Here is a 12,091-nt window from a genome sequence, read left to right on the forward strand (position 1 = left end):
AATGTTGGCAATTTTCAGGATTGGGCGCCTGGCAAGCAGGCGGCCCATTTCTTACGCAAGACCTAGACGTTCGAAAATCATATCGACATTTTTCAAATGATAGTTGTAATCGAAGCAGTCAGCGATTTGTTCCGGTGTTAAACGTGACGTGATTTTTTCTTCTGCTTCTACTAATGAACGGAACGGCACTTGCTTCTCCCACGCTTCCATTGCCTTTGGCTGAACCGTGTCATATGCCTCTTCACGTGCCATGCCTGTATCGATTAATGCAAGAAGAACGCGCTGTGAGTAAATTAAGCCAAGTGTGCGGTCCATGTTGCGTTTCATGTTCTCAGGGAAAACCGTTAAGTTTTTCACGATGTTTGAGAAACGGTTGAGCATATAGTTCAGTGCAATCGTTGCATCTGGTAAAATGATGCGCTCAGCAGATGAATGAGAAATATCACGCTCATGCCAAAGCGGTACATTTTCATAAGCTGTCAGCATATATCCACGGATCACGCGGGCAATTCCCGTCATATTTTCAGAGCCGATTGGGTTACGCTTATGCGGCATCGCTGATGATCCTTTTTGTCCTTTTGCAAAGAACTCTTCTACTTCACGTGTTTCACTCTTTTGAAGACCACGAATTTCAACAGCAAATTTCTCAATGCTCGTTGCGACTAAAGCAAGAGTAGCCATGTAATCTGCATGGCGGTCACGCTGCAAGGTTTGGGTTGAAATTGGTGCAGCTTTGATGCCAAGCTTCTCACATACATATTGCTCAACAAACGGGTCGATGTTCGCATATGTGCCAACAGCTCCAGAGATTTTGCCATATTCAATGCCAGCTTTTGCTTGTTTAAAACGTTCTAGGTTACGCTTCATTTCTTCGTACCAAAGAGCAAGCTTCAGGCCAAATGTTGTCGGTTCAGCGTGTACACCGTGTGTACGGCCCATCATGACGGTATATTTGTGCTCTTTTGCTTTTTCTTTTAGTATGTCAACAAATCTCTCAATGTCCTTGAGCAGGATATCGTTCGCCTGTTTTAATAGATATGAAAGCGCCGTATCCACTACGTCTGTCGATGTTAACCCGTAATGAACCCACTTTCTTTCTTCTCCTAGAGATTCAGAGACAGCACGCGTAAAGGCAACCACGTCGTGGCGCGTGTCTTGTTCAATCTCTAAAATACGTCCAATATCAAAGTTTGCATTTTTGCGCATTGTCACAACGTCTTCTTTCGGAATGACGCCAAGCTCTGCCCAAGCTTCACATGCGAGAATTTCTACTTCAAGCCATGCATTAAATTTGTTTTCCTCTGTCCAGATTGCTGACATTTCTGGTCGTGCGTAACGTTCGATCATTTCCCGTTTCCTCCATCTCTTTCAGTCCATATCTTTGTGATGTTTGTCATCCACTCATCATCGAGCTGTTTCATAAACGTCATATGCCCCATCTTGCGGCCGGCTTTTACTTCATGCTTTCCATATAGATAAAGCTTCGCTTCTTTGAGAAGCTCAGGATGCTCTTTTGGAATGTCCACTTCATCGCCTAATAAATTCACCATCATTCCCTCTGATAAAAGGGCTGTACCGCCAAGCGGCAAACCACATATAGCGCGGACGTGCTGTTCAAACTGACTTGTCTCACATAAATCGAGTGTATAATGACCAGAATTATGCGGGCGCGGTGCCAGTTCATTGACGAGCAGCTTTCCGTCATTTGTCAGGAACAGTTCTACAGCAAGAGTACCAACCAGCCCCAGCTTTTCAGCCAGTGTTGTTGCCAATTCTTTCGCCTTCTCCTGAATGCGGTTCTCTACCCTTGCAGGCACAATGCTTTGGAACAAAATATTATGCTTATGAATGTTCTCAGCGACTGGGAATACTGCAATCTCTCCATGAACAGAACGAGTGACGATCACCGAGAGCTCCATTTGAAATGGAACCCAGCTTTCTAAAATACAAGTTCCATGTGTGAGCAGTGCAGCTGCTTCCTGAAGCTGTTCTTTTTCTTTAATGACGTACTGTCCTTTTCCGTCGTAGCCGCCTCTGCATGTTTTCAGCACGGCTGGCAAACCGAGCACGTCCACTGCGTCTTCTAGCTCTTTTTCATCATGAATGATGCGGTAAGGCGCTACTTCACAGCCTGCGTTTACAATTCCTTTTTTCTCGGTCTCACGATTTTGAGTTAAAAGGAGAAGGTCGCTTCCTTGTGGTAAATAGGCTTCTTCCTTCAGCTGATTGAGTGCATCATAATCAATATTTTCAAACTCATAAGTCACTACATCGCTGATGTCTGCCAGCTTTCGAATCGCTTCAAGGTCACTATATGCGGCTGTGATTTCTTTATCGGCAACCTGTCCGCAAGGAGATTGTGCAACTGGGTCTAGAACTGCTGCCCGGTACCCCATTTGCTTTGCGCTGACAGCCATGTATCTGCCAAGCTGTCCGCCGCCAATGATCCCGATGGTTGCGTTTGGAAAAATGGTCTGCTTAGCCAAGCTGATCACTGCTTTCTAGTACAGTCTGTTTTGTCTGCTCTCTTCTTTCTTCAAGGCGAGCTGCGACCTTTTCATCAAATGCTGAAATCATTTGTGCGGCAAGAAGGCCTGCATTTGTTGCACCGGCTTTGCCAATGGCTACTGTAGCAACTGGTACACCGCCTGGCATTTGAACGATGGATAATAAGGAATCCAGCCCGTTTAGTGCCTTTGATTGTACAGGCACACCAATGACCGGCAGTGTCGTTTTTGCTGCGACCATCCCCGGTAAATGTGCTGCGCCTCCAGCACCGGCAATGATGACTTTTAGTCCTTTACCTCTTGCTTCAGTCGCATATTCAAACATCAAGTCAGGTGTCCGGTGTGCAGATACTACCTGTTTTTCATACGGAATGTTTAATTCCTCTAAGATGTCGCACGCATTTTTCATTGTTTCCCAATCAGATGTACTTCCCATGATGACACCTACAAGCGGCTTCATTTTGTCCCCACCTTTAAGCTGTTATTCGATTTTGTATCGTTTGACACGCTTCCCAAACCTAAGCAGCTTGTCAAACGCCGAACAAAAAGGCCCGGTCTGTATTGCAATGTTAGGAAGCAACACAAACCGGGCCATGGTAAGCGCTGTTCGCTTTTGAAACGCCATGTCAGTTTTGTTCACTATCCTGCATAGTCCAGTCATTTACGGTAACTGGGTAGAAACTTATGGGCCATATTCCCAAGATTATATGAGGCTCGTGTTTTGATTTCATGTTTATCTTAACAACGGATGTTCATGATGTCAACGGATTTATCGAACAATCTATGAAGTCGTCGTTTTAATGTTCGGATTTAGACTATTTTTCCTTCAAATACGATTTTTTTCCCAATCGGAATGATCTGAATCGACCCATTTTCCTTCTTTTCTTGAAAAATCGGTTCCTCCATTCGACGGACAGGCGAGTAGCCTTCCGCTGCCATCTGGGACAACACTTGATCAATCGTCATGTTGTCTTCCACATAGAATTTTTTCTTCTTTGGTTTTGCGGTCATTCTTTAATTCTCCTTTTCTTCACAGCCTTCACCCAGAAGCCGCCGTGAATCGATTTGGGCTCATATGAAATGATAAACGCCTTTGAATCCAGCGTCTTAATCGTTTCATATAATTGCAGTTCATATTTTCTCGGTGTTAAAATTTGCAATGCTGTCCGGTCTCCTTCAAGACCGCCTGCTACCCAGCTGGTGACACCATATCCTTTTTCTCTCAATTGTCTTGGGAGATCGACATCCAATTCTTTTGTGATCACGTTAACAGTTGTGTAGCCAAGTGCCAGCTTCTCTTCAATTTTCATCCCGACAATGATCCCCATCCCATAACCTAGCGCATACGCAATGACATTTTGTATTTGATCTAAGTTATCTAAAACGATACTTAACCCAATGACATAAATGAGCATTTCGATCGTACCCGCAAAAGCAGCTGCGTACCGTCTGCCTTTCATCGTTAAAATCAAACGCATGGTGGAAAAAGAAACATAAACAATATTAATCACTAAAATGATTAAAACCATGGTGAACGCATTGGATAAAAGTTGTTGAAGCACGATTCGAACCCCCTGCACTAAAAAATCAAATAAAGCACCCCATATTCTACTAGAGAACATACCTTGATACAATCAAATTTACGCGATCAAAACACATATATCTTTCGACAACAAGGGTGGTCTTTGTTACCAAGAGTTTACCCGTTTTTTTCTTTTCTCAACATGAAAACCTCCTTTTTCAAAAAAGGAGGTTTTCAGTGTGTTTTATCCAAATCGAACAGGAACAAGTGATGGAATCAAATACTCCCCGACTATGCCCCAGAGCAGCGCAATGATGACAAGCTCAACCAATAAAAAGACCCAGCCTGCATACATCAAATCTCCACGTACGGCATCATGCTCCGATTGAATCGAGCGAAAGAGCACGACCGCAATCAACTGGAGGCCGACAAACATCATTACGGATATTATGACGGTCACATATGGAATATTCAGCATGGCAAATACAAGCCAAAGGATGGATAAAACCAACACCGGCACAAGCGCAGCACCAAACTTCATGATCACTTCTTTCAGTGATATGTTTCCTTTTAGCATGTACTTTCCGAGCAGCCAGACGGTAAGCATCATCAATGTCAACACAATGAGCGTAAAGACTGCCACTCTCAAAAAGGCGTCACCAAAAGAATAATGAATGCCAAAGCCTAATAAACGGGTCTTTGACGCCTTTAATTGAACATAGTTGCCTAAAGCAAAAAACACGCTGAATAACACAATCGAGATCCAGGCGTACTTCATACGCAATGTTTCCGCTTGATTAATGGCCCGGCTCGGTGATTTTAACATCGCCAGTCCATATGAACCATAACGCTTAAACGCGCCTCCTACACCTTGCAGTATACGCTGGATAGCTGAACGCTCATCATCCGCTGTTTTTGAGGTTCTTCCTCGTTTTGCAGCGCTGCGGCTGAGGCGGGATTGCCTTGTTTCTTGATCTATTGATGACTCTTCGTTTTTCTTTTCAGATGTCCCCTGATCTTGATCTTTCTCTAACATCTCATATCAACTCCTATCCAATCCTTACAGTGCTAAAAGTGCATGAACTGTTCGGATGACTCCTCTTAAAGTAGCGGAGTCTCTCTATTCAGTCAAGATTCCTTGACGTTCATACGAATAGACGGATAAAAGGCAGCAGAGGTTTTAAAATGGAGAGAAAATAAGACAAAACAAAAAAGCTGACGGCCTCCATCAGCTTTTTATCAATGTTGAAATTCATGGTCAACGATATTGACTCCGCTTTCCTTGCTGGACCCGGAGATTCTCCTGATGAGCGGGGAACCGAGTCTTCTTGGTCGTATCAACCTGTGTAATATGTCCATTATGAATGGTGATGACCACTGATCCATAGTCGATCCCTTTTAAGGCAGATAAAATATAATTCAGCTTTTGTTCATCCATCGCTCATCCCCCTATTTTTGTTTTCGCTCTTTTAAATAGAGAACCTCATTTTCCAGCTCATGAATTGTATAATGCATGAGCGCTTCCTGCTTTTCTTCATGCCCCCATAAAAGGAGCTTTTGAATCAGCACCTGCTTTTTTCGTTCAATCACCTGTCGAAGCCAGCGTGACAAAAGACATCTCCTCCCCTTTTGAATGTCTGCAAGAAAAAAAGGCACCCTGAAACCTTCTATTAAAAAAGGAAATCAAAGCGCCTTTGGTGATCCAATCAGCGAATTATGTCTTTTTATCATAAACACATAATTCCTATAAGTCAACTATGTTTTGATTTTTTTAACAAAAAACAGCAGCTTCCATGAGCTGCTGTTTCAAATGTTCAATTAATGATTTAAGAAAGCAAAATATAGAATAAAGATGACAAACAATCCGTACATAATTGGATGTACTTCTTTCGCTTTCCCTTTAAAGATCATCGTAATCGGGTAGAAAATAAAGCCAACCGCAATCCCTGTTGCAATACTGTATGTCAGTGGCATCATAATCATCGTTAAGAAAGCTGGTACCGCAATTTCAAAACGATCCCATGCAATCTTCGCCAGCGGAGCGACCATCAGTGCACCAACAATAATCAAAGCAGGTGCTGTCACATTAGGTGTAACAATGGATAAAAGCGGTGAGAAGAACATCGCCAGCAAGAAGAAAATCCCTGTGACTACAGCTGCAAAACCAGAACGCGCACCAGCAGCAACACCTGAGCTAGATTCAACATAAGATGTGGTTGTAGATGTACCTAGAACAGAACCTACAACAATAGACGAAGAATCCGCCAGAAGCGCTCTTCCTGCACGTGGCAGCTCATTATTTTTCATTAAACCAGCCTGTGTTGCCACAGCTACAAGCGTACCAGCTGTATCAAAGAATCCAACGAAAAGGAACGTTAAAATCACAATAAGCATTTGAATGGAGAATATTTCTGGTAAGTGAATCAAGGCTTGACCAAAGGTTGGAGACAAGCTTGGAATACTTCCCACAATTTGAGACGGTACTGGTATAAGACCAAAAATCATCCCGGCAATAGCAGTCACAAGCATCCCAATGAAGACACCTGAATTCACACGAAGAACCATTAATATAACAGTCACTACGATACCAAACACCGTTAACAGAACCGGACCACTATGAATATTTCCAATCGAAACGAGTGTATTATCATTATTGGCGATAATGCCAGAGCCTTGAAGACCGACAAACGTAATGAACAAACCAATACCTGCACCAACTGCCAGCTTCAGCTCAGCCGGAATGGCATTGATGATTTTTTCACGGAAACCTGTTAAAGAAAGAGCAACGAAAATCAATCCTGAAACAAACACACCTGAAAGTGCTGCTTCCCATTTAATGCCCATGCCAAGTACAACCGAAAAGGCGAAGAACGCATTCAGACCCATACCTGGTGCAATCGCAATCGGATACCTGGCGATCAATCCCATCAGAATACACCCTGCAGCAGAAGCTAACGCCGTTGCTGTAAAGACTGCCCCCTGATCAATTCGTAATTTATCTGGAAAATCCGGCACAGACACTAATGCAAGTGTGATCGGATTAACAAACAGAATGTAAGCCATCGACAAAAATGTGGTTAAACCACCGATGATCTCTCTGCGGTAATTCGTACCTAACTCATCAAACTGAAAAAACTGTTTCAAGCCAACTGACTCCCTTCATGTCCTTTTGCTTTAGCCTGCCCCATTCACTAGTCAAATAAAAAACGCCCCAACAATTTTGGGACGCTTGACTACATATGTGAATTCAGACTGTGACATAAAACAAGAACAATGCATGATTTATATCAAACGAGTGTGAATTGACGTAGTCAAGCCATTTACGGTAGCTTGGTAGAAACTTGCGGGCCATATCCCCGCGATTATACGACTTCTATCTATTTGATTTCTGTGTCTATTGTACCAACTTCATTTTTAAAACACAATACGAAAAGCGAACATTTTTCAAAGAAATGTCCGTTTCATTCGTCTTATTACACGAATTTGGAAATTCACATCTAGTTCTTTATACACCCTTCCCCAAATCCTTCTCTTTTGCAAAAACCGCTTCGGCTACATGGAAAAACTCTTTCACTGCCGGAGAAGCTTGAGAGAGCGACGGACAGGCAAGCGCAACCTCACGATGATGAGAGACATTCAGGTGACGAATATGCACAAGCTGCTGCGTTTTTAAAAACAACTCCGGACCAATCGTGACGCCGAGTCCTTCCCCTACCATACGGGCAATGGTCGTACAATCATGAACTTCAAATAAAACAGCTGGCTTCATTTGCGCCTCCGAAAAAATATCCTCTACATGTGATTGATACATGCCAGTCGGCATAATAAATGGTTCACCCGCCAAATCTGTTATATCTACAATGGGCTGCTGTTCATATCGATGATTTGGGTGATAGGCGACGACCATCTCATCTTTCATAAGCGGCAGTAAATCAAAGGCTTCATCCGCATGGCCTTTTACAACAAATCCAACATCAATGATGCCAGAATCCAGCCACTCCAATATTTCTTCATACGTTCCCTCATAAAATTTAAATTCAATTTTTGGATGTTTTTTCTGATAGCTCACAAGCAGTTTAGGCAATAAACAAGCCGAGGCACTGGCAAATGTGCCGATACGAATCAAGCCTGTTTCAATATTTTTCGTTAACGCAATTTCTTGCTGAATTTTCTCCACTCTATTTAACACTTCTCTAATATGCGGGAGAAGCGTTTGACCAATGTCCGTCAGCATAATGCCCTTTTTTCGGTCGCGAATGAATAAAGACACACCCCACTCTGACTCTAAATTCGCCACTGCATGACTGACAGCGGACTGCGTCATATTTAATGCTTCAGCTGCTGCTGTAAAACTGCCAAGCTCCACTACTTTTGCGATAATATCAAAGCGAACAAAGCTCATGAGTATTTACTCATCTCCTTCATGAAAAACATCAATTTTACTTATGTTAGCACGGAATTTAAACTAAAGACAACGTATCAACATGAAGGAAGGGTTCAAAATGAAAAATACTTCTCATCAGCTATTGATTGTTCTTTTAGCTGTCGGTTCTTTTGTCACAGGCACGTCAGAATTCGTCGTGTCAGGCATTCTAGATATCATTGCTGTTGATTTACACATCTCTATTCCTGCTGCCGGACAGCTCATCACCGTCTATTCTCTTTTTTATGCAGTAGGCGCTCTCTTTTTAGTCATGGCAACGTCGAAGCTGAACCGAAAAAAGGTTTTGTTATCAGCTATTTTTGTGTTTATTTTAGGCAATATGCTCGCCTTTTTCAGTCATCATTTTGTGTTGCTTCTGCTCTCTCGGATCATCATGGCCATGAGCGGCGGCTTATATATTGTCGTCGCCACGAATTATGCAGCGCAGATCGCCCCGCCAGAAAAAAAGGGAAGCGCAATGGCGACTGTCATTACAGGATTCACCGTTTCACTGGTACTTGGTGTGCCGATTGGAACATTTCTATCAGGTCACGTGGATTGGCACTATATTTTCCTCATCATTGCACTAGGTACTGCTTGTCTCTTCTTGCTTCTTTATCAATTGCTGCCACGCATAGAGGGACATTCTCATCTGCCATTGAAGCAGCAATTACACATCCTTCAAGACCGCAGAGTGATCAGCGGATTAGCCACGACGGTCTTTTGGATCTTAGGCTACACGATGGTCTTTGCTTATATCTCTCCTTTATTACGACAGACCGCCGGCTTTTCACTTGAAATGACAAGCATGGCCTTGCTCGTCTTAGGCATTTCTGCTTTTATTGGCTCACGCTTTGGCGGCTTCGCCGTCGATCAATGGGGACCAAACCGAACCATCTCGATCAGCATCATGATCCAGATGTTCGCTCTCTTTGCCTTATTCTTTACGCAATTCTCTACAATTAGCGTCTTGATCACACTCGCCATTTGGGGCATCGCCACATGGACAACAACACCAGCGAAGCAATTTTATCTGATCTCCCTTAAACCCCAAGCATCAGAAACCGTGCTGAGCTTTAATACAGCGATTATGAACATCGGCATGATGCTTGGATCGTCTATGGGCGGTGTGATTATACAGTATACAAATGTCACGAACTTAAGCTGGATTGGCGGATTAGCTAGTTTTGTGGCGTTGATGTTGATTCGGTATTCGTTTAATCGTCATCGACTGGTGGAACAACAGACAAAAAGCGAACATGTGTAATCATGTTCGCTCTCTTATTTATTGACTAGCGTTTGAAGTTTCTTTTTTGACTGGAATGGTTACCTTTATCTCTTTCTGTGGTGCCAACATATTCAGTTCTGACAAATCAAGGTAAAGCCCATAATCTTTAAAAGAAAAATGGTTTAATGATAAAGTCTCTAACTCCTTATTATCAAATTCAAAGGTGGATTGCATCGAAGCTGTCTTTAAATTCGTCATCTTCGCATGGTTCCCCTTCAAGTAATATCCGCTTTCATAGTCTGCTTGTGGATCGGGCCATGATTTCATCTTTTCAACATCGCCTAATCCAATGAATTCACCTATATTCTCCATCACATCCTGATCTAATTCTTTTTGATCTACCCCAGTAAATTGATAATCAACAATCACAGAACGGTCTTTTTGCTCTATCTTAATGATTTTGATTCCGATGCCATGGTGTTTTGTTTTGAACTGAACAGGCAGCTTTGTCTTGAGAGGAATGATGTGGCTGTATTCTCGTTCGTATCTCACATCTGTGTAAAATGTCAATTCAGTCGCCTTTGGATTGATCGGCTGATTCAAAATTGTCAAATGATCTTTTCTAGTTTTGTCAGAAGTCAGTTGTTTTTTTCTTAAAACGGTTCCAATCTCAAGCTCATACTCATTCCCTAAATTATCCTTCATTCTATCAATACTAACTCTATCATCTTTGGCAAAACCATTGTAATCAATGGCATATTGAATAGCAGAGCCATTCACTCCATTTTCTACCTTTACGTTTCTTATTTGATAACGTCCATTTAAAATAGACACGTCTTTTTGTCCCGCTAGTAAGGTGGTTTTTTGCTTGACCACAGGTAACTTGAAACGCCAATTCCCTGCAATATCCCCAATCTTCGAAATGACAAGTGGCACTTGCTGACCTTGTTTGATCGTTTGTCCATTTGTATAGACTTCCGTCTGCCCAACATAGCGGCCATCTTTTAATTTTTTCAACTCTGTTTTATCATAATTAAGTTGGAAGTTTCCATCGATTTTTTCTGCATTCACTTTGAACGAAACAGAATCTTCTTTTGTATGGAGATTCTCCACCGTGAACGTATAAACAAGCCGCCCGGCATCATAGTACACGCTGTTTACTTTCACAGTCACCCCTCTTGATTCAGCCCCCTCATTGACATGCTTCACCAAATCACTCTGAAAAAGAGACATTCCTACTTTATCGTGAAACATCATATAAAACTGCCCAATAATCGGTACACGAGCCATTGCTGTATTAAGAGAAGGAAAAAGGAAACCTGATGAAAAGTAAAGGACGATGAGAACGAGGACAGAGTATATTGGCGTTCTCCAGTTCCATTTGAACCAATGTCTTTTCTGTTCCGCTTTCACATCCCCAATGGCTTGGCGAATCGCAGAGGTCACTTCCACCGTTGGTACATCAATCTCATCATAAAGCTTTTTCATTTCTTTTCGTTCCATCAACACTCTCCTCCTTCTCCAATGTTTGCTTTAATAACTTTCTTGCTCGATACAAATGAGTTTTAACCGTTCCTTCAGGCACACCCATCTGCTCAGAAATCATCGAAATTGAATAATCTTGAAAATAAAACAACTGAATGACCACCTGGTATTGCTCATCTAACACTTCAAGTGCATTTTTTAAATCGAGCTTGTCTTCCAAAAAATCATGGCGCTCAACGCTTTCGTGCTGCTGTTCAAACGGAACAACATCTTGCTGTTTTTTCTTCATCGCAAAAATTGTATGAATCAAAATTCTCGTCAGCCAGCTAGAAAAATAAGCCGGTTCTTTTAATCCAGATAGATGCTTAAACGCTTTAATGACCGTTTCTTGAACAACATCTAACGAATCCTCTTTATCTCTTGTATAGAGAAAAGCCGTTTTATATAAACGCTCTTGATACATCAGCATTAATTTCTCAAATGCCGGGACATTCCCTTTTTGTGCTTTTTTAATTAGACGCACTTGCTTCATCTCATCCACACCTCCTACACCTGTTAGAGCAAGGTTTCTCACAAACGGTTTCAACAAATGGAAATTTCTTTTCCTTAGCATATGTCGGACAAAAATAGAAAAAGTGAATAACGGGCCGCAAAGAACATGTCGAACATTTGATATAATGGAAGAAATATGTACAAAAAGGAGTAAGTCGATTGTTTCTATTTGAAAAACCCACGTGTGCTAGCTGTCAGAAAAAGATAGAAGGAAACGAAGAAGTGTACGTCAAGCTGGTCTATCCAAAAAGAAAAGGAATGACAGAGGTAAAGGCTTGGCTCAGGAATGAAGGGGTTTTTTATTGTAAGACATGTTATGGAAAAGAAACATAAAAACAAGCATTTCAATTGAAATGCTTGTTTTTACTTTCTAC

The 12,091-nt window shown here is 42.1% G+C and carries 14 protein-coding genes and 2 riboswitches; of the genes, 2 read left to right on the forward strand and 12 right to left on the reverse strand.

The genetic code is table 11. The features are described 5' to 3' along the window. Nucleotides 1-51: 51 nt before the first annotated feature. The 10 genes from purB to M1D84_RS15755 all read right to left on the reverse strand — a co-directional run bounded on the left by purB (nucleotide 52) and on the right by M1D84_RS15755 (nucleotide 8,431). Nucleotides 52-1,347 (reverse strand): adenylosuccinate lyase, encoded by a 1,296-nt coding sequence (gene purB, locus M1D84_RS15710; RefSeq protein ID WP_024424508.1) that lies wholly within the window; start codon nucleotides 1,345-1,347, stop codon nucleotides 52-54. Continuing rightward, the gene (gene purK, locus M1D84_RS15715; protein ID WP_044335222.1) at nucleotides 1,344-2,486 is read right to left on the reverse strand and encodes a 5-(carboxyamino)imidazole ribonucleotide synthase; all 1,143 of its coding nucleotides are present in this window, start codon (nucleotides 2,484-2,486) and stop codon (nucleotides 1,344-1,346) included. Before purK ends, purB begins: the two co-directional genes overlap by 4 nt. Continuing rightward, complete coding sequence (gene purE, locus M1D84_RS15720; protein WP_024424506.1) at nucleotides 2,479-2,967, reverse strand: 5-(carboxyamino)imidazole ribonucleotide mutase; 489 nt, start codon at nucleotides 2,965-2,967, stop codon at nucleotides 2,479-2,481. The genes purK and purE overlap by 8 nt, the downstream gene beginning before the upstream one ends. Before the next feature lie 169 nt (nucleotides 2,968-3,136). Beyond that, nucleotides 3,137-3,238: riboswitch (purine riboswitch) on the reverse strand. Nucleotides 3,239-3,317: 79 nt separating this feature from the next. Further along, complete coding sequence (locus M1D84_RS15725; RefSeq protein ID WP_012009137.1) at nucleotides 3,318-3,518, reverse strand: NETI motif-containing protein; 201 nt, start codon at nucleotides 3,516-3,518, stop codon at nucleotides 3,318-3,320. Beyond that, nucleotides 3,515-4,069: a DUF2179 domain-containing protein gene (locus M1D84_RS15730; RefSeq protein WP_024424505.1), complete on the reverse strand. Its 555-nt coding sequence runs from the start codon at nucleotides 4,067-4,069 to the stop codon at nucleotides 3,515-3,517. Before M1D84_RS15730 ends, M1D84_RS15725 begins: the two co-directional genes overlap by 4 nt. A gap of 204 nt (nucleotides 4,070-4,273) precedes the next feature. Beyond that, nucleotides 4,274-5,065, reverse strand: coding sequence for a hypothetical protein (locus M1D84_RS15735; RefSeq protein ID WP_034623017.1), 792 nt, complete (start codon nucleotides 5,063-5,065; stop codon nucleotides 4,274-4,276). Nucleotides 5,066-5,287: 222 nt separating this feature from the next. Continuing rightward, on the reverse strand, nucleotides 5,288-5,467 hold the full coding sequence (locus tag M1D84_RS15740) for a YezD family protein (RefSeq protein WP_024424503.1): 180 nt from the start codon (nucleotides 5,465-5,467) through the stop codon (nucleotides 5,288-5,290). 11 nt (nucleotides 5,468-5,478) lie between these two features. Further along, nucleotides 5,479-5,640 (reverse strand): hypothetical protein, encoded by a 162-nt coding sequence (locus M1D84_RS15745; RefSeq protein WP_166644707.1) that lies wholly within the window; start codon nucleotides 5,638-5,640, stop codon nucleotides 5,479-5,481. 207 nt (nucleotides 5,641-5,847) lie between these two features. Beyond that, nucleotides 5,848-7,173 carry an NCS2 family permease gene (locus M1D84_RS15750; RefSeq protein ID WP_151284105.1) on the reverse strand — a complete coding sequence of 442 codons (1,326 nt, stop codon included), beginning with the start codon at nucleotides 7,171-7,173 and terminating at the stop codon, nucleotides 5,848-5,850. A 144-nt stretch (nucleotides 7,174-7,317) separates the two neighbouring features. After that, nucleotides 7,318-7,419: riboswitch (purine riboswitch) on the reverse strand. A gap of 115 nt (nucleotides 7,420-7,534) precedes the next feature. After that, nucleotides 7,535-8,431, reverse strand: coding sequence for a LysR family transcriptional regulator (locus M1D84_RS15755; protein ID WP_151863242.1), 897 nt, complete (start codon nucleotides 8,429-8,431; stop codon nucleotides 7,535-7,537). Nucleotides 8,432-8,531: 100 nt separating this feature from the next. On the opposite strand from M1D84_RS15755, the gene M1D84_RS15760 reads away from it, so the two are divergent. Then, nucleotides 8,532-9,719 (forward strand): MFS transporter, encoded by a 1,188-nt coding sequence (locus tag M1D84_RS15760; RefSeq protein WP_448815930.1) that lies wholly within the window; start codon nucleotides 8,532-8,534, stop codon nucleotides 9,717-9,719. An 18-nt stretch (nucleotides 9,720-9,737) separates the two neighbouring features. Here M1D84_RS15760 and M1D84_RS15765 read toward each other — a convergent pair whose 3' ends face one another. Next, nucleotides 9,738-11,183, reverse strand: coding sequence for a DUF4179 domain-containing protein (locus M1D84_RS15765; protein WP_332285224.1), 1,446 nt, complete (start codon nucleotides 11,181-11,183; stop codon nucleotides 9,738-9,740). Beyond that, entirely contained in the window at nucleotides 11,152-11,697 is a 546-nt protein-coding gene (locus M1D84_RS15770; RefSeq protein ID WP_024424499.1) for a sigma-70 family RNA polymerase sigma factor, read from the reverse strand. Before M1D84_RS15770 ends, M1D84_RS15765 begins: the two co-directional genes overlap by 32 nt. A gap of 179 nt (nucleotides 11,698-11,876) precedes the next feature. On the opposite strand from M1D84_RS15770, the gene M1D84_RS15775 reads away from it, so the two are divergent. Continuing rightward, nucleotides 11,877-12,050: a hypothetical protein gene (locus tag M1D84_RS15775; RefSeq protein ID WP_024424498.1), complete on the forward strand. Its 174-nt coding sequence runs from the start codon at nucleotides 11,877-11,879 to the stop codon at nucleotides 12,048-12,050. Nucleotides 12,051-12,091: the final 41 nt, after the last annotated feature.

This window comes from Bacillus sp. PK5-006 (assembly GCF_054161415.1).